9 protein-coding genes, 1 tRNA gene and 1 pseudogene are annotated in these 19,396 nt (G+C 60.9%); 4 read left to right on the top strand and 7 right to left on the bottom strand.

Going from position 1 to position 19,396, the window contains the following annotated elements; genetic code table 11:
• Window positions 1-122: 122 nt before the first annotated feature.
• Window positions 123-635, top strand: coding sequence for a peptidylprolyl isomerase (locus tag JQS30_RS00150; RefSeq protein ID WP_213171402.1), 513 nt, complete (start codon window positions 123-125; stop codon window positions 633-635).
• The gene (locus JQS30_RS00145; protein WP_213172895.1) at window positions 635-1,552 is read left to right on the top strand and encodes a rhomboid family intramembrane serine protease; all 918 of its coding nucleotides are present in this window, start codon (window positions 635-637) and stop codon (window positions 1,550-1,552) included. The genes JQS30_RS00150 and JQS30_RS00145 overlap by 1 nt, the downstream gene beginning before the upstream one ends.
• Window positions 1,553-2,137: 585 nt before the next feature.
• Here the strand turns inward: JQS30_RS00145 and JQS30_RS00140 are convergent.
• On the bottom strand, window positions 2,138-3,721 hold the full coding sequence (locus JQS30_RS00140; RefSeq protein WP_213171401.1) for a DUF4192 domain-containing protein: 1,584 nt from the start codon (window positions 3,719-3,721) through the stop codon (window positions 2,138-2,140).
• 420 nt (window positions 3,722-4,141) lie between these two features.
• Between JQS30_RS00140 and dnaE the strand changes: the two genes are divergently transcribed.
• On the top strand, window positions 4,142-7,696 hold the full coding sequence (gene dnaE / locus JQS30_RS00135) for a DNA polymerase III subunit alpha (RefSeq protein ID WP_343076144.1): 3,555 nt from the start codon (window positions 4,142-4,144) through the stop codon (window positions 7,694-7,696).
• Window positions 7,697-7,833: 137 nt separating this feature from the next.
• Here dnaE and JQS30_RS00130 read toward each other — a convergent pair whose 3' ends face one another.
• From JQS30_RS00130 to JQS30_RS00110, 5 genes are all read right to left on the bottom strand, one after another.
• Entirely contained in the window at window positions 7,834-9,675 is a 1,842-nt protein-coding gene (locus JQS30_RS00130; protein WP_213171399.1) for an acyl-CoA dehydrogenase, read from the bottom strand.
• A gap of 276 nt (window positions 9,676-9,951) precedes the next feature.
• On the bottom strand, window positions 9,952-12,819 hold the full coding sequence (locus JQS30_RS00125) for a helix-turn-helix transcriptional regulator (RefSeq protein WP_213171398.1): 2,868 nt from the start codon (window positions 12,817-12,819) through the stop codon (window positions 9,952-9,954).
• Window positions 12,820-12,836: 17 nt separating this feature from the next.
• Complete coding sequence (locus JQS30_RS00120) at window positions 12,837-13,823, bottom strand: zinc-binding dehydrogenase (protein ID WP_213171397.1); 987 nt, start codon at window positions 13,821-13,823, stop codon at window positions 12,837-12,839.
• A gap of 13 nt (window positions 13,824-13,836) precedes the next feature.
• Window positions 13,837-14,406, bottom strand: coding sequence for an NADPH-dependent FMN reductase (locus JQS30_RS00115; RefSeq protein ID WP_213171396.1), 570 nt, complete (start codon window positions 14,404-14,406; stop codon window positions 13,837-13,839).
• 739 nt (window positions 14,407-15,145) lie between these two features.
• Window positions 15,146-17,110: a beta-propeller domain-containing protein gene (locus JQS30_RS00110; RefSeq protein ID WP_213171395.1), complete on the bottom strand. Its 1,965-nt coding sequence runs from the start codon at window positions 17,108-17,110 to the stop codon at window positions 15,146-15,148.
• Window positions 17,111-17,489: 379 nt separating this feature from the next.
• Between JQS30_RS00110 and JQS30_RS00105 the strand changes: the two genes are divergently transcribed.
• A tRNA-Gly gene (locus JQS30_RS00105) sits at window positions 17,490-17,563 on the top strand.
• Between the two features lie 266 nt (window positions 17,564-17,829).
• On the opposite strand, the pseudogene JQS30_RS00100 reads toward JQS30_RS00105, so the two are convergent.
• Window positions 17,830-19,110 (bottom strand): annotated as a pseudogene (locus JQS30_RS00100) (dicarboxylate/amino acid:cation symporter); the annotation flags it as partial.
• Window positions 19,111-19,396 lie beyond the last annotated feature (286 nt).

Raw genomic sequence — 19,396 nt, 5'->3', positions numbered from 1 at the left:
GAATACTTACGGCTCCAGCGTTTAGTAGCCGCTAGAGCGAAGGTCGAAAAAATGGGGTCGGTGTTGTGTCATCCCCCCATCGGGGTGGGACGTTGCCATGATCATCTGGCACGATAGTGGGCGTGACTGTAGCTACGCTCCACACCAATCAAGGTGACATCAAACTAAACCTGTACGACAACCACGCACCGCAGACGGTGGCGAACTTCGTCGGACTGGCTGAAGGAAGTCGTGAGTACGTCGACCCCAAGACCGGTCAAAAGGGCGCGGGGAACTACTACGACGGCACCATCTTCCACCGGGTGATCGACGGATTCATGATTCAAGGTGGCGACCCGACCGGAACCGGTCGCGGCGGCCCTGGATACGAGTTCGGCGACGAGTTCCACCCGGACCTTCACTTCGGCTCGCCGCACCTATTGGCAATGGCGAACGCGGGGCCCGGAACAAACGGCTCGCAGTTCTTCATCACCGTGGGACCGACGCCGCACCTCAATGGTCGCCACACCATCTTTGGTGAGGTCGCCGACGAGAACTCCAAAGCCGTGGTCAACCAGATCGCGAAGACATCCACCGGCGCGATGGACCGTCCGAACAACGACATTGTCATTGAGCGCGTTACCATCCAGAAGTAATGGACAACGCGCAGTCAGTACCGGTCTGTTACCGGCACAAGAAAAAGGAAACCTACATCCGCTGTGTCCGCTGTGACCGGCCGATCTGTCCTGACTGCATGACCGAGGCTCCCGTGGGCTACCAATGCCCCGACTGTGTCTCCGAAGGTCGAAAGTCGATGCGGCAAGCGCGCTCGACCTTCGGAGGCAGCGTCTCGGGGGCGAACGGCCTTGCGACAAAGACACTCATCGGCATAAACCTGGCCGTGTTTATCGCAACCATCGCCGTGAGCGGCGTCGGCGTCTTCCAGGGTGGAGCCTCGCAGCTGCACTTGGCCGGTGCCATGTACAACGCGCCCGGATACTTCCTCGTTTCCCTGTTCGGCACCGAGTTCGAACTGTCATCTGTTTCCTCCGGCGGCTATTACCGCATGGTCACCTCGATGTTCTTGCACTTCGGGATCATGCACTTGGCCTTCAACATGGTCGTCTTGTGGATTCTGGGGCGAGTGCTGGAACGCGACCTAGGCTCGGCGCGTTTTGTCGCGCTCTACTTCGTGGCGGGCCTGGGCGGCTCCGTCCTCACCTACCTCTTTGCCGACCCGCAGACCCTTTCAGCGGGTGCCTCAGGTGCGATCTTTGGACTCTTCGGCGCATTGGTGGTCATCAACCGCAAGCTCAGCCGCGACAATTCGGGGCTGTACATTCTGTTGGGCCTCAACCTCGCGATTACCTTTATCGTCCCGAATATTTCCTGGACAGCCCATATCGGTGGCCTCATCTCCGGTGCCGCATGCGGCGCGATCCTGGCTTTCACTCCCCGACAGCAGCGCCGGACGGTGCCTTGGATACTGTTCGCCGCCTTGGTTGTTGTCATGGTGATGCTGACTCTGTGGCAGACCGGAAACCTCAACCCGAGCACGACAACGGTCGTCTAGCCGGCACGTTTCGTCTATATCCGAGCCGCGGCGGCCGCGCGATGTGCGCGGCGCGACTAGATCCCCGTCATCTCAGTGGCAGAGTTTGGCAACTCGGTCTCGGCGGTGAGGTCACCGGGTGCGAGGTCGCCGTCTAGGCACTTTCTGAGGAGGGCAGCTCCTGCGCGTCCTTCTGCCCCACGGGCTTGCCCAGCAATCAGACCTAACTCCTGCCTGACGCAGGCCACCACCGGACCCGACGCTGACGCCAAAGAACACCTCAATGCCTTTCTGACCCCGGGGAGCTCCCGCCCAGTGACTGTCGTTCATGCCACCCACGACGCCGAAGGCGCCGCTAGCGCCATTCATCACCTTGACCTTGCGGGCGGCCGATTGCTAGCCACGACCCTCACGTAGAGACCGGACCGGGCGGCAAATCCAGCCACAGCATGCCCCGTCCGAGCGAGAGTGAACGGGGCCTTGCGCATATGCGCAAGGCCAAGTGGTTGCCGTCCGCTTTTTAGCGGTCGGCAACCAAGCTCACCCCCAGGCAACGGACCGATCACCGGGCCAGCCCGCTCGAATGCCCGCCACCTACGACGACAGTCAGGTCACCAAACTCGGCCCCTCCAAACTCGGCCCTTCCAAGAGCTGCCCCAAAGTCTCCGGCGACACCCCAGACCGCAGCAGCTTCAGCAAGATCTCCGCGAGCTTGTACTGCGGATCCGATTGCAATGCCCTCTCCAGCGCCATGGTCGCGAAGATTCCATTGCCCAAGCGATAGGCGCAAAACCCCGCCAAAGTCGCTGCGGGCGCCACGAAAGCGTCGTCCATATGCCGTACCAACCAGACCCACAGATCCAGTCGGCCGCTCCCCGGTTCACGGTTAATGCGTTCCAGCGCGGCCCCACGCACATGAGTATCCGCTAGCGACAAAGACAAGGCGGCGATATCGGAAACCGGCGGAAGATGCTTCTGGTCCATCCAAAAGCCCACCGCCGCAATCTCATCGGCCACCACCTCCGACCAGTCACGCACGTCGTCAAGCTGCTCGGTCAGAAGCTCTCCGGTCGCTTTGCGAACCTGGCGGTAGGTCTCCTCGTCTACCCGCCGCAACTGCCCCGCCATCTCTTCCCGGCTGCTCAGAGCAGCACTGCCCATCGAAATCAGCGAAGTCGCCGCCGCCGAGGTCTCGGGGATCGGCCTGCCTTGTTTAGTGCAGCAGTCGTCCTTCTCGCACTGCACAGACCACCAACGGTCGCCCCACACCCGGAGCCCAGCCACCACCTTCACACCGCAGGCGGCCAGCCGAGTGCCGAAGCGACCAACGGCTCGCTTCACCGGGCTCTTCGCCCCATAGCCTACGAGGATGGCCCTGTCACAGCCGTTCTCAAGCAGGAACGCGGACAAGTCCGGATAGGAGATCGACGCTGGCGGCGCATCTTGGTCGGGATCAGGCAGGTACATCACGTCGAAGTCATTGACCAACTCGACAGTCGGCACCGTGGCGATCTCGGTCGTTCCCCCGAGGCGGCGAATCGGCGTGGGGGCCTTGCCGCTTTCGACTGGCTGAGGCGGGCTTGGTTCGGCAGCAGTCTCTGTGGCGGGCCGCGTCGGTGGCTCCGCTGTCGCGGATACAGACCCATCAGCTGGGGCGAGATCCACCTCCGGCGCGGCCGCGACCTCATCCGAGGGTCGAGGCGTGCCAGTGCAGCCGCGTGAGCGCAGCATCCGATTCAGCGCCGCGATGCCAGCGGGTGCCCCGTTCGGGTTGGTGCCCAACCGTCCAGGTACGCCGGCTTTACTCGCGCCTTGTTTCCAGGGACGAGCCGGGCCGTTGTTGTCGGTGCGACGGCGGATCTTCGTCGCCGTGGCACGCATGCGACATTCGCAGGCGCGGTGAGTCTGCGTCACTGGGGCCGGGCAGTCCTCATCGCTGGGCCCCGCACAGGCGGCGGTTTTGTGCCGCTGGCGTCCACGCGCGCTATTGGAGGACGGGCCGCCTTCGGTGCCAGGGGAGGACGGGGTGCCTGAATCCGGCACGTCAGTGCGGACCACGCACCGCACCTCTTGCCCAGCCATGCCAACGACCACCAGGCTGTGCTCAGGGTGAAACCCGAGAAGATATGGGATAACTGTGATGAGTTCTTCTGGTTTGCGCAGTTTGATATCTGTTGCTGAGTTTGTCATGCCCACTAGCGTGCGGCTTACCTGTCAACCCTGGCAAGAAAAACTTTTCTACCCTGTGGATAACTCGCTCGGCCTGTGGATAACTCAGAGGGGGCCAGCTTGGATCTCGATATTTGCGCTGGTACTCCACAAATGGCACTCGCCAAGCAAAAAGCTAGGATATATCGCATTCGGCGGCCGTCGCCTCCGCTGCGTGACATGACTCTCAGTGCCATGCGAGACAAGAGCGCCGCCGCTAGCGTGCCCAGGGCCGAGGACCTCCGCATTCGAACAATGATCCGCATGGGACCAGTCGGGCCGAACCACTATCCTGATTGAGGCCAAGGGGAGAATCTTGACGCGGGCCGAAACCTAGCCCGCCATTCGTCGTTATGATCTAAAACAACGGTTTTTAGTACATACTCCCGGCTATCAGTAGCTATGTTGGAGGCAGCTGTGTCGCAGCAATTCGTTCACCTGCACGTACACACCGAGTACTCGATGCTGGACGGAGCAGCGAAGCTCAAGCCGCTTTTCGACGAAGCCGATCGCCTCGGTCAGCCCGCGATTGCCATGACCGACCACGGCAACATGTACGGCGCGTACGCCTTTTATCAGGCCGCCAAGAAATCGGGGGTCAAACCGATCCTCGGCATCGAGGCCTACTTGGCACCGCATGACCGCTTCCACAAGAAGCCCACTTTTTGGGGAGAGCCCTCCCAGCGCTCCGACGACCTCTCCGGCAATGGCTCCTACACTCACATGACCATGCTGGCCCGCAATTCCACCGGGGCTCGCAACCTGTTCAAGATGTCGAGCTTGGCTAGCTTCGAGGGCTACTACTACAAACCACGGATGGACCGGCAGCTCATCAGCGAACACGCCGCGGGCGTCACCGCCACGACCGGCTGCCCCGGTGGAGAGGTCCAAACCCGGCTGCGGCTGGGGCAGATCGAGGAGGCCTATCAGGCCGCCAGCGACTACCGAGACATCTTTGGCAAGGACTATTACTTCCTTGAGCTGATGGAACACGGAAACTCCGTGGAACGTCGAGTCCAAAACGAGCTGTACGAGCTGGGCCGCAAAATGAATTTGCCGCCGCTGGTCACCAATGACTCCCACTATGTGACCGCAGAACAGCAGCCAGCCCACGCGGCGCTGTTGTGCGTGCAGTCGGGCTCCACACTGGATGACCCCAAGCGGTTCCAGTTCGAGGGCGAGGGCTATTTTCTGCGCTCCGCCGAGCAAATGTATGACCTGCGTACCGATGAGATTTGGGCCGAAGGCTGCGCCAACACGCTGCTGGTAGCCGAGCAGGTGGAAGACTATGATGAGATCTTTGCCCACCAGGACCGGATGCCAGTCATTGACGTGCCCGAAGGTTTCGACCAGGGGTCGTATCTTCGCCATCAGGTCTATGAGGGCCTAAAGAAGCGCTTCCCCGACGGGGTGCCGGAGGGCTATCACGAGCGGGCTGACTTCGAGCTCGACGTCATCATCCAAACTGGTTTCCCTTCGTACTTCCTGGTGGTCGCCGACCTCATCGGACACGCCAAGAGCATCGGCATCCGCGTGGGTCCCGGCCGTGGTTCGGCGGCCGGTTCGCTGGTGGCCTACGCGCTGGAGATCACTAACATCGACCCCATCCCGCACGGGTTGCTGTTTGAGCGGTTCCTCAACCCCGAGCGCGTGTCGATGCCGGATATCGACATCGACTTCGACGACCGTCGCCGTGGCGAGATGATCACCTACACCATGGAGAAGTACGGGTCCGATCACGTGGCGCAGGTGATCACGTTCGGCACCATTAAGACGAAGGCCGCCATTAAGGACGCCGCGCGCGTCCACCATGGACAGCCGGGTTTCGCCATCGCCGAACGCATCACGAAGGCGCTCCCGCCACCAGTGATGGCAGTGGACATTCCGCTCTCGGGTATCACCGACCCCAAACACGAGCGGTATAAGGAAGCCACAGAAGTACGCACCCTGATTGAGAACGACCGCGAGGCCGGGCAGATTTTTGAGACCGCGCGCGGTCTCGAAGGCCTGATCCGAAACGCCGGGGTCCACGCCTGTGCCGTGATTTTGTCCTCAGACCCGCTGGTGGACTCGATTCCATTGTGGGCACGACCCGATGGGTCAATCATCACTGGCTGGGACTATCCCTCCTGTGAGGACATCGGCCTCCTGAAGATGGACTACCTGGGGTTGCGAAACCTCACCGTCATTGGTGACGCCATCGACGCGATTCGGGCCAACAAGGGCGACGAAATCGATCTGGACACGCTCGGCACCGATAACACGGCCGCCTATGAGCTACTGGCCCGCGGCGACACGCTCGGGGTTTTCCAGCTCGACGGTGGCCCCATGCGGGAGTTGCTCAAACGACTCAAGCCGACGAACTTCAACGACGTCACCGCCGTCATCGCCCTGTACCGCCCCGGCCCCATGGCGATGAACTCTCACAACAACTACGCCGACCGCAAAAACGGTCGGCAGGAGATCGAACCCATTCACCCGGAGCTGGCCGAGCCACTCAAAGAGATCCTTGACGAGACATACGGTCTGATCGTCTACCAAGAGCAGATCATGCGTATCGCGCAAAAGGTCGCCGGGTTCACCATGGGTCAAGCCGACGTGCTGCGTAAGGCCATGGGTAAGAAGAAGCTCGACGTACTGGAAAAGCAGTACGAGGCTTTCCAGGCCGGAATGCAGTCCAACGGGTTCTCCAAAGAGGCCATCAAGACCCTGTGGGACACAGTCCTTCCCTTCGCCGGTTACGCGTTCAACAAATCTCACGCCGCCGGTTACGGCCTGATCGCGTATTGGACGGCCTTTCTCAAGGCCAACTACCCGGCCGAGTACATGGCAGGTCTGCTTACCTCCGTTGGCGACACCAAAGACAAGGCCGCGATCTACCTGTCCGAGTGCCGCAAAATGGGCATCACGGTCATGCCGCCAGACGTCAACGACTCTCGGCACGTGTTCCACCCGGTCGGCGAGAACATCCGATTCGGGCTAGGAGCGGTGCGAAACGTGGGCGCGAACGTGGTCTCGGGCATCATCGAGGCACGAGAGTCGCAAGGCGAGTACGCCGACTTCAAGGACTTCCTCAACAAGGTCCCGGTGCAGGTGTGCAACAAACGCACCATCGAATCACTCATCAAAGCCGGGGCGTTCGACTCGCTAAACCACTCGCGCAGGGGCCTAGCCGAAGTTCACGAGAAGGCCGTCGACGCGATGGTCTCGATCAAGAAAGAAGAGGCCCGCGGACAGTTCGACCTCTTCGGCGGCATGGAGGAGACCACCGACACGCTCGGCATCGACCTGACTATTCCCGAGCATGAGTGGGACCGTCGCGACCTGCTGGCCTTCGAGCGGGAAATGCTTGGTCTATATGTATCCTCGCACCCACTCAACGGCTTTGAACGGCTCTTGTCGGCCAATGCCGACCGCCCCGTGGCGGCTTTGCTGGGCGAGGACATTCCGGACGGCTCGGGCGTCAAGGTCGCGGGGATTTTGCAAAACGTCGCCAAGCGCGTCACCAAGCAGGGAAAGCTGTGGGCCTCGGCGACGCTGGAGGACTTGCACGGTGGCATCGAGGTGCGGTTCTTCCCCAACACGTACGAGCTGGTCGCTCACAGTCTGGCAGACGACTTGGTGTGCTGTGTGCGCGGCAAACTAGATCGCCGTGACGGCACACCGCAGTTGATCGCGCAAGACCTGCAGGTACTCGATATCTCCGGCGGCCCAGAGTCCAATTCCGGCCCGGTCACTCTTTCCCTGCGCTCGCAAGCGATCACCCCCGATCTCATCGAGCGACTCTCCGAGACGCTGAAGCTGCACCAAGGCGATTCACCGATCCACGTGCGGCTCAAGAACGGCCCTAACGTGACGATGCTGGCGCTAGACGACAATTGGCGGGTGCGCCCATCGGTCGAACTCACCGCCGATTTGAAGGTGTTGCTGGGGGCCGGAGTGATCGAAGGCGCCTAAATACCACGGAGCACACGGGCACCACAGACAAAGAAGTGGGGCCACAACCTTGAAACTGGGTTGTGGCCCCACTGTTCGTCTCTGGTGCCTCACCGGCCAGGCTTAGAAAACCCAGCCCATAAGCGGCTTAGACCGGACTAGAAGGCGTCTTCTGGCAGGTCCATCGCGGTCAGGTCCGCCGCTTCGATCGTCTTACGGTCGGCGGTTAGGCGCGGCAGCACCTCGCGGGTGAAGAATTTCGCCGAGGCGACCTTGCCCTGGTAGAAGGGGTCATTGTCGCCGCCGTCGATCTTCGCCTGTGCGACCGTGGCCTGCTTGGTCAACAACCAACCGACCAAGAGGTCACCCACTGCTAGTAGCAGTCGACGGGAGTGCAGTGCCGACTTGTACAGCTCACGGGGCTCACCTTCCATGGGGCCCATAAGGAATGGCTGCATGGCCTCGATCATGCCCTGTACATCGCCCAGCGCCTTTTGCACTCGCTGCCGGTGTTCGCCCAAGCCGTCCTCGGTCTCGACCGAGGCGTCCGCCATGATCTCTTCGGCGATGACCATGAGGCTTTCGCCGCCGTCCTTGATGATCTTGCGGAACAGGAAGTCCAAGCTCTGGATCGCCGTGGTGCCCTCGTAGAGGGTGTCGATCTTCGCGTCCCGAACGTACTGTTCCAGCGGGTAGTCCTGCAGGTAGCCCGATCCGCCGAACGTTTGCAGCGACTCAGAGCCCAGTAGCTCATAGGCACGCTCAGAGCCGCAGCCCTTGACGATCGGCAGCAGCAGGTCGTTGACCTTCTTGGCCTCTTCGGCGTCGTCGGCCTGCCCGTCGTGCTCGGCCAGACGCCACTTGTCCTGCCAGGACGCGGTGTAGCACACCAGCGCGCGCAGCCCTTCGGCATACGACTTTTGCAGCAGCAGCGAGCGGCGCACGTCCGGGTGCTTGATGATCTCCACGCGCGGCGAAGTCTTGTCACTGGCTTTGAGCAGGTCCGGCCCCTGGACGCGGCTCTTCGCGTAGTCCAGGGCGTTAAGGTAACCAGTCGACAGCGTCGAAATGGCCTTGGTGCCGACCATCATGCGCGCGTATTCGATGATGAGGAACATCTGCCGAATACCTTCGTGCTTCTCGCCCATCAGCCAGCCTTTGGCTGGGGTTTCCTCGCCGAAGGTCAGCTCGGCGGTGGAGGAGACCTTGAGTCCCATCTTGTGCTCAAGGTTGGTGGCGTAGACGCCGTTGCGCTCGCCCAGCTCACCGGTCTTGGCATCGAAGTGGTACTTCGGGACGACGAACAGCGACAGGCCCTTGGTCCCGGGGCCTCCGACGCCTTCTTCGCCCACCGGGCGTGCCAGCACGTAGTGAATGATGTTGTCCATCATGTCGTTTTCGCCGGAGGTGATGAAACGCTTCACGCCCTCCAGGTGCCACGAGCCGTCTTCTTGCTTGTAGGCCTTGGTCGTTCCCGCGCCAACGTCCGATCCCGCGTCGGGCTCGGTGAGCACCATGGTCGCGCCCCACTGCTTCTCAATGAACAGCTTGGCCCATTCCTTCTGCTCTTCGGTGCCTTCCAGGCCCAGAGTCGTCGCGAAGGAGGGACCGGCTGCGTACATCCACAGCGCCGGGTTAGCTCCGAGAACCAATTCGGCCAGGCACCACCACAGGGTGCGCGGCGCGTAGGTTCCGCCGAGGTCTTCGGGAATGTCCAGTCGCCAGTACTCGGCGTCCATGAGCGCCTTGAAGGAGTTCTTGAACGAGTCGGGCACGGTGACGGTGTTGTCGTTCGGGTCGAATACCGGTGGGTTGCGGTCGCCGTCTACGTAGCTGGTGGCCAGCTCGTTTTGAGCCAAGCGGTTGACTTCGTGCAGGATCGTCTTCGAAGTCTCCGCGTCCAAGTCTTCGTAGGGGCCTTTACCCATATAGCTGGCGGCGTCGAATACCTCAAAAAGGTTAAATTCGAGGTCACGTAGGTTGCTTCGATAGTGCGACATGGTTCCACAACTCCATTACTCATCGGTAATATAATCCAGCGTAGCTGATGCGAATACGAATCTCCACCTCTTGGAGTATTTTGTTACTGGTCAGTATTCCGGCATTGGGGCACTCACAATAATGATGTAGGCCACACTTGACACTGGAGGCGGAGATCATCGTCACCGTCAGTGAGCCTACTAAGAAACAGCGCCTCGCTCCAGGCCATCGGGGCCGGAAACATCGCGGTGTCTTCGCACAAAACCCGTGCTCGACAAGGCGGTCTCGTCGCTTCGTCAGCCTGCCAAGTCCAGCTGCGGCAGCTCCGCGCGCGAAGACACTCCCAACTTCGGATACGCCTTGTACAAGTGATACCCAACGGTGCGCGGGCTCAAGAACAATTGCCCGCCGATGTCCCGATTCGTCAAACCCTGCGCCGCCAACCGCACCACCTGCAATTCCTGCGGCGTCAACGAATGCTGAAGTACCGCGCCCGCGCGTGATTGAGCCGAGGAGTCTCCCGCGGCCCGCAGCTCCGAACGGGCCCGCTGAGACCACGGGTGCGCCTGCATCCTCTCAAACGTCTCAGCGGCGGCCCGCAACCGTGACCGCGCCTGGCTGGGACGACGCTGCCGGCGCAACCATTCCCCATACAACAAATCGGTCCGGGCCCGCTCAAACGCCTCATCGGTGCCCTGCCGATGCAACTCGACCGCCCGCGCAAAATGCGCCTGTGCGTCATCGTCGGCAGCCAGCAAAGCCAGACACCGTTCCACAATCGCCTCGGCACCCGGCTGCTGGCAGGCATACGAATAGTCCCTAAACCAGGCGAAAATCTCCCGATGATCCTCCGTACGCCCCTGCCGCGCCGCCACCTCAATGAGATCCGGCACCCGCAGCATGATCTCCAATGGCACACCCGTGGCGACCAGCTCCTCCAACCGTTCCTGGGCCATATCGAACCGGCCCAGACCAATGTCGAGCAAGGCAAGGAACGAAAGCCGCCACGCCTGTGCCGAGGAGTCCGATCTGTCCCCCATGTGAGACTCACACGCTTCTTCATCCCCCCGCACTGCGGCGATATAGGCCAGCGCCCAATTCGCCGTTTGCACGAATGCCTGATTCTGACCCAGGTCCTCAGCCAGTCGCTGCGCCTCGATCACATGCAATTCGGCGTCGGACAGTCGGCCCATGCCGATTTCGGCGCGCGCCTGCATGTTCAACACTCGCGGCAACACACCGATACCCGAAGTGCGGCGACATTCCTCCACCAAGGTCACCGCATGTCGATGGGCGCGTTCGAAGTCGCTGCACAACAGAAACCACCAGATCACCATGGATCTCTCTTGCAGGCCCAGCCGGTCTTCGTTCTCATCATGGACATCAATGAGGTGGCGCAGGGCCACGACCGCGTCCGACGGGGTGAATCCGTCGCGGTTACTGAACCCGGCTGTGGCTGTGGCCAGGTATCGCACCCATGGTGACGTGCGCAAGTTAAGGTCGTCGGCGTATTTGGCGGCGCAAGCGGCCACGGCGTAGTCACCCGCCATCCAGGCGGCCTCGACGGAACGGAAGAGCGGGTACCCAGCTGTGTCGGGGTCGGAGACGACCGTGTGGTTGGCGGCTGCGATCCACAGTGTTTGGCCCGAGGCGAAGTCTCCCTTCCATACAGCGACCGTGGCCCGGACGGTGGCGCTGCGGGCGAGGTCGGCATGGTCGGTCAGTGCGATCTCGCTCGCCTCAGCCAGGTCAATCGCCCGGTCCATCTGTCCGGCGAGCAACGCGGCCTCGGCAGCGGCCAAGAGACGGCGCGCTTTCTTCACCGGATCGACCGAAAGACGAGCGGCCCGCTCGTAGGTACGGGCCTCGGTCAGATGCCCGCCGCGCCGGCGGCCTTCGACGGCCAGTTCATCGAGCATGTCGGCGATGTCGTCGTCTGCCCCGTTGGCCGCCGAAGCAAGGTGCATGACGCGAGCGCAGGTGCTGGTGTTCTTACGGGGAGCCTCGGCCAGACTGCGGTGAATGCGCAGTCGTCGGTGCAGCGGCGCACTACGGTAAGCGGTCGCGCGAATCAGCGGATGGCCGAAAATCAACTGTCCATCGACCAGTTGCAGCAGCCCCGCTCTCTCGGCTGGTTCCAGGTCGGCCACCGTCGCACCGAACTTTTCAGCGGCGTGGAAAACCGCCGCTGTCTCGTCGGGCATCTCTGCGGAGGCAACGAGGAGAAGCGTTCGCGTCGCTTCGGGAAGACAATTGATCCGGTCGTTGAACGCCTGATACAACCGGGCCGCCGTCGAATATTCACGCGAATGGTAAGTAGAACCATCCAAGGAGCCAGCTTGATGAGCTGCTGCGAGCTCACGCAGGGCCAATGGATTTCCCCGCGATTCGATGAGCAACTGCTGTACGGCCATCTCGGTGAGAGTGGGGGCGGCCTCGGAGAGGATCGCCCGCGAGGCAGTGTCGTCCACTGGGGCCAGTGAGAGATTGTCGATGCCTGGCGCGGGAAATTCGGGCGCGTAATTGTCTCTGGCCGCAAAAATCATGACAATCGGCTCGACCTGAAAGCGACGAGCGGCGAACAACAAGGCGTCGGCGGTTTCGCCATCGAGCCAGTGCGCGTCATCGATGATGCACAGGAGCGGCTGGTTCTCCGCCAACTCGGCCAGCAAATACAACACGGCGACCCCGACTTGCAGTCGATCGTTTCCGGCCACATCGCTAAAACCCATGGCGGCGTTGAGCGCGGCGGCTTGAACAGCGGGCAGGGAATCTATCGAGCCCCGGACTGGCCGCAGCAGCATATGCAGGCCCGAAAATGCCCACTGTTGTTCGGACTCCACCCCCAAACTGCGCAAAACCCGAAAGTCACCGGCGGCGGACTCAACATGGTCGATGAGTGTCGACTTGCCGATGCCAGCCTCGCCGCGAATGACGATACTGCCGCTGTGCCCAGACCGCGCTCGCTGCAACAATGCGTCTAGCGCCTCAAACTCCGAGCCACGACCGTGCAGACCGTTCACGAAGGCGATGGAACCGGCGGCCGACCCACTCCGTCCAGCTGGCTCCGCATCCGTCCGGCCCCGCTGCGCGGGGCCGGAAAGAACTGTGGATTCTGGCAGGCCCGTCATTGGCGGGTGGGAGCCGAGATGACCATGCGACATGTTCCAATCGTACCCATTTACGGGGAGAGGATGACCTTCCCGACCGTGGATCGCTCTACCAGTGCCCGATGCGCCGCAGCGGCATCCTCCAACGCGAATCTGTGCACCTGCGGAGTCCATACTTCCTTTTCAACCAGGCGCAACGCCTGGGTCTCCAGCTCCCGCATCCCACCGGCCTTAGCGATGACGTGCGGCCCCAACGCCGAGGAGACCGTCAAGCCTCGGTTCATAATGTCCTGCTCATTGAGCTGGGTGGCAGATCCCGCCGACCAACCGAACATCACATGTCGCCCCCCGAGGCCAAGCAGTTCCAGCGCCACCCGCCCCGACTCTCCACCGACGCCGTCGAAAACCAGGGTGATGTCACGACCACCAGTCAGCTTTCGCACCTGTTCGGCCCAGTCGTGGCTGGTGTAATCGACCGCGTGGTCGACACCTTGCCCGCGCAACCAAGACACTTTCTCTCGACCACCGGCAACCCCCACAACCTCGGCGCCGACGTGCCTCTTCAGGTACTGCACCAGCAAGGTGCCGATCCCGCCAGCCGCGGCCGTCACCAGCACTAGGTCCTCAGCGGTGGGCCGGGCGTGTTCCAAAATGCTCAATGCCGTGCGGCCGGTACCAATCGCCGCCACCGCTGCCGCCTCATCGACTCCCGCCGGTAGCACATGGACGGCACCGACCTCCCGAATAGCTTGTTCGGCGTAGCCGCCCGAAGCCAGTCCCAGGTGGGTCACCACTCTTTGCCCGACCCACGAGGAGTCCACCCCGTCTCCAACCGCGTCCACCGTCCCCGCAACCTCACGGCCAGGAGTCATCGGTAGCGCCGGCGGCGCATAGGGCAATGCGTCGGTATCTCCCGAACGCAGCACAGTGTCAATCAAATGCACCCCGGAGGCCGCCACCTTGATGCGCACTTGCCCTTGCGCGGGCGATAGGTCCGGCTGTTCTTCCATGAGCAAGGTTTCGGGTCCTCCGTATGCGTACTGCATAATCGCGCGCATGTCATTCCCTCACTCATGATCCGAAAGGCTGGTGGTCACGGCCTGATTTCAAAGTTGTCGCCCACCAGCACAGCTGGTCGAGGAAGCCCTTTGCCGCAGTGTTGGCCGCTTCCGCGTCGACAGGGTTGCCCTGCTCGTCGAACTTCTCCCAAAAGTTGTTGAACGACAAGGTGTTGCGAATGGTGATCGCGTTCAGCTCGGGGAAGACCAGACGCAACCCCTCTGCGGCGCGCTGGCCTCCGGCCATGCCCCCATAGGAGATGAGGCCTACCGGTTTGGCGTGCCATTCGGCGTTGAAGTGGTCGATGGCTATTTTGAGCGGGCCGGGAAAGGAGTGGTTGTACTCGGGTGTGACGACGACGAAGGCGTCGGCCGCCTCCAGGCGGGAACTCAACGCGGCTAGGGATGGGGTGTTCTCAGCTGACAGGCGGAGGGGGAATTCCGTTTCGATCAGGTCGATGATGTCGGTGTCGAAGCTACCGTGGATTTTCGCCTGCTCGGCGAACCAGTTGGTGGGCACGGGGCAAAAGCGGTCGACGCGAGTCGATCCCATGATGATGGCTAGTTTTAGAGTGTCACTCATTGCGCTGTTCCTTAAACGCGGCGGGTGTCGCGGTCGTTGGGTGTGGGAGGCAACCGAGGCGGCCCGTGGGACTTTCGCGGGGAAGCCAGCGGCCGGTCGCGGCTGCTACTGCCAAACGTAAGGTCCCGTGGCCGGGCACGGCATCTGTCAGATGACTGGGTTTGCGCGGGCGGCCTTCAGTCATCGGTACCGTCCCCACCGCGTTCATCACGGTTGGGTATCGCTATAAATGCACCTGCGTTGAGCGAAAACGTGCGCAATTATTCCAGCGCAATGGCCTCGTTGGTCATTTCTTGGCTAACGCTACTTCTCAATTCACTCTCAACGCTTTGCCGTGTTGAGGCCCCTGCAATAACGCTTAGAATAATTCACTGAATTAACGGGGTGTGACTAATGGTTCCGTAGAGATCCGACATATTTACTCATGGCTAACTTTGGACAGGACCGCTGCGCACCTCTGAACGCGCACTGAGGCAATTGCGTTGGATTTCCATCTGCCTGTGCTCGAGTTTTGCCGACGTGAGCTGCGAATACTACCGAAAGCCTCGTAACGGACAGGTTAGTGGCTCTGGCGGCGGAATTCCGGACACAATAAGAGGTCCGTGCGGCAACCCCGGTGTGCCGCACGGACCTTTCCCTCACCCGAGGAATAGATGGCCATGCATATTGGCCTAAAGTCTCAGGAGGTAATTTTTACTATAGTGCCTATTGTCAAATTACCCTATTCGGGAAACGCTATCTAGTCACGTTTCCATTCCGATTGAGTCAGAACGTCGTAGCTGTCTAGGTCGGTCGCGACCAGACCTTGGGAATCGAGAGTCCACAGGATGTCCCCGATCACGATTGAGCGCATGTCCAGTTCGTAATCCCAGGCGCTGTCAGCGTCGGTTCCCCAATCCATTTTCACCTCGTGCACTGGCGACAGCTCTTCGTCACTGATTTCCAGTAGGGTCATATAGCTGCTTGACCCGATACGGTCCCACTGATCGATGGGGATGGCGACTAGATCGCGCGGCTGCCAGTAGAGGAATGCGTGCGGGTCGTGCTCGACCGAGGAGTAGGAGTTTGGAACGTGATACTGGTCCAACACCGTAGCCTCGTCGTTCGAGACGTCGAACAAGCTCACCAGAGTGCCTTCAATTCGGCCTTCAAGGCTGGCCTCCTGCCCTACGCCCAACAGTAGGCCCTCGCCCACCGGGTGCAAATAGGCGGAATAGCCAGTGATCTTGAGCTCTCCGGTCACGCGTGGTTCGCTAGGCACTGATAGGTCCACAGTGTACAACGGGTCGGTATCGCGGAACGTCACCACATAGGCGACATCACCCATGAATCGCACCGCGTAGATTCGTTCCTCGGGCCCCAACCCAGTCACAGAACCCACCTCGGTCATCTGGGAGTCGCCCAGCTCCAACACCGTCACAGTCGACTCGGAGACCTCCCCTTCAGAATCCCAGAAAGTCGCCCACGGGTCACCCTCGGTCGTAGCCACCCGCAAATAGCCCTCATGCTCGTTCAACGAATACTGATTAAGCAGGTATCCAGGAACCTCGGACTCACCGGCAAACGAAGGCAATCCATCACCCTCATAGGTGAAGCGGTAGATCTCGGTTTTCTGGTCGGACAAATGCACCGGCGGCATCCAGGTGCCAAAATGCGACCGACCATTGACTACATAGACAGACTCAGAGGTGCCATAAACCGTCTCGGCCTCAGCCGCGATGCTCACCGGTGATCCATCACCAAAGGTGCCCCCAGACACCGGCAGGGTCAACATCGTGACCATCGACATGCCGGTGTACTCCTGCGGATGGGCCAGAGCCTGACAAGGTACCTGGTAGGTGTCGCCATCGATGGTGTAGGTCGGCAGCCATTCGTTGATACTCGAAGAGGAGATCACCCCCTCCCAAGTCTGGACCCACACATCGGGACGCCAATGCTTCTCTTGCAGGGGGATATTGAAGTACGGGTGCGAGGTGGCCACGATGCGCGCCTGTCCATCGACCATGCGGGCGTCAACCAAACCGCCGTCGAAACGCAGCTCTTGATCGAGGCGCGGTTGCTCCGCGGAGACGTCAACGCGTTTGATGACCAACTCTTGAGCGGCCATCTCGGTGTTGTCCCGGATGGTGAAGGAATCGTGATCGTTGTACAAGATCATGACTGAGTCACCGTCGAGGAACATGGAGGCTCCCCAGATATGCAGGGAGGAGTCCGCAAACTCAAAGGTGGACACGACTTCACCGCTGGAGGCGTCCGCGATTTGCAGTGAGTTGCCGACAAGGGCAAAGATCTGGTGCCCATTGGTCTTGACCACGTCGGGCTCGTCGACCCCGGTTTCAGCCACATTGGTTTCGGAGAAGTCCTCAGAGGCCTCGAGCCCAGCGGAATCGCGGGCCCCTTCCTCGGCACCAGCTGGAGCCTCGGCTACCTCCATATCATCGTCGTACAGGGTGATCGGGCCGCTGTGGCCATTGCCGTAGGCTAGGTCATCGTCCAGGTTGTCGAGCGCGGCTTTTTGCAGAGAGCTCAGCGCTTCGTCACATGAGTCGTAGCTGGTAAGGACCGCGTTGTCCAACCAATCAACGTCGGCGTTGATGTCGCCGGCTATCCGAGCGTCGTCACCGCCAGAGGTACATCCGGCTGCGATGAGCAGCGCCGTAGCAGCGGCGGCCATCGCCAGCGAGTTTCTCGGCGGAATCTTCATGTTCATATCGGTGTGACGCTCAGATTATGAATCCGGTTCCCTCGCGGTGAAATAATTTTCGACCCAAAGTGACCGCTAGTGCGCCTGAGCGTGACTGCACACAGTGGTCACCCAGGGCGAATGAGGCGAGGCGAAGCCGGAGAAAAATGGGCGCCACGAGAAAGTGTCGCACCACGAAAGCGCAACGGAGGACGCGTTCGAAGCTAAGAGTCGACACCGTGGCCCTCATCGCGACCGATGGGCATGGGTCGCAGGGGAAAATTTCGGAGTAGGTACGATATGGGGGCAGGGAGGAGTTACGCTACTCTTTTCGCGGCAATGTGCGGCTCCATGCACCATAGGCGCGACAGCAAACAGCAAAAGACCAGGTTGCGCCCTTGCGGATGTAGTTCAATGGTAGAACTTCAGCTTCCCAAGCTGACAGTGCGGGTTCGATTCCCGTCATCCGCTCCACGAACGCAAGCCCAGGCTATGCCTGGGCTTGCGTTGTTTCTAGAGCCTGAAAGCTCCCAGACCAGTGGATGAACGCCCACCGCGTAAGCGTGGTGTCACCTCACCGTGAGCACATCGCTCCAGTCGGGATGCTTTCAAAGAGACCCACCACGTCAGGCAGCTCCCTAACGGCTATGTCCACTGGTCGCCTCTGCGGCATTCCCCTGCCTCGGTACATCTGTGCCATCACTATCGCCAATGACCAGCGCATCGTCGATCCCTTGCGGCTGAGAGCCTTGCGCCGACTCGGCGAACGGGTCAGCCTCGGCATCCAACGGCTGGTTCGGAGCGTGATAGACCTCCACGTCAAGGACCTTTTCCGACTTTGCCACCAAAACCGGTACCGCCATCTGACCGGCGACATTGGCAGTCGTGCGAATCATGTCCATGATGGGGTCAATGGCCAGCAACAGCGCCACCCCCTCCAGCGGGAGACCCAGCGTGGTGAGGGTCAAAGTCAACATGACGATCGCGCCGGTCAATCCAGCGGTGGCGGCCGAACCAATCACCGAGACGAACGCGATGAGCAAGTAATCCTGTATACCGAGCTCGATGCCGTAGACCTGGGCGATAAAGATCGCGGCGATGGCCGGGTAGATCGCGGCGCAACCATCCATTTTGGTGGTCGCCCCGAACGGGGAGGCGAACGAAGCGTACTCGCGCGGAACACCAAGCCGATTCACAATCGTCCGCTGCGCCAATGGCATCGTGCCGATCGACGAACGCGACGCGAAGGCGAATTGAAGAGCCGGCCATGTCTTGCGCAAGAACACCCACGGCGAAACACCAGCGAAGAGACGCAGCAAAAGCGGATAGACCGCAACGATGAGAAGTAGGGAACCTGCGTAAATACCGGCGCTGAACACGGCGAGAGGTTCAAGCAGGTCCCAGCCGTAGGAGGCTACGGCATTGCCGATGAGCCCGGCCGTACCGATCGGAGCCAGCCGAATAACCCACCACAGTGCCTTTTGCGTCAAATTGAGCAACGACTTATTGAAATTCAGGAACGCCTCGGCAGCCGGTCCGATCTTCACTGCCGCGATACCGATGGCGATTGCCAGGAACACGATCTGGAGCACATTGACCTCAAGGAACGACTCAACGACGTTGGTCGGAACAATTCCAGAGAGGAAATCTGTCCAGCCGCCAACACGATCGGGCGCTTCGGTGTCGGCCGTGCTGAGGTTGACCCCCGAACCAGGGTTGGTGACCAGGCCGATCGTGATCCCGACTGATACGGCAATCAGCGAGGTGGCGAGGAACCATCCGAGTGTCTTGGTGACAAGGCGGCCAGCGTTTGCCACATTGCGCAATGACGCAATGCTGACAACAATGGCCGTGAAAACCAGAGGCGGAACTATCAAGAACAGCAACTGGACGAACATGCTGCCGGTCTCGGCCAAAGTGGTGGTCAGCCAGCCCAGTTCAAAGAAGCGGGCGGCCAGGCCAGCGAGAATACCGACAGCTAGACCGATCAAGAGCTGAGCGGAGAAGGGAATCTTCGTGATTGCTTTAACCATTGGGAAGTCTTTCCGGTGACTAATAGTGGATCCGGCGCCGAGGTGGAATCAATGCACAAGGAGCCCATGGCGCGGATGAATGAGAGTTTTCGCAGCTTGCTAGCGAATCGCAAGTGGCCCTATGGATCGACGTAGCGGCTTTGGAAACGGTGAATGCCATGCCGCATGGTCATGCCACGAACATGGCGTCTGTTTCCGCTTGCCATCACGGAGGCGAAGAGCGCGATCACAGGAAGGAGCCCGACTCGAAGCGGAATGCTGCCGAGGGGGAGGA

It is taken from the genome of Natronoglycomyces albus, assembly GCF_016925535.1.
GTDB lineage: Bacteria > Actinomycetota > Actinomycetes > Mycobacteriales > Micromonosporaceae > Natronoglycomyces > Natronoglycomyces albus.
This window is presented reverse-complemented; position numbering and strand designations above follow the sequence as displayed.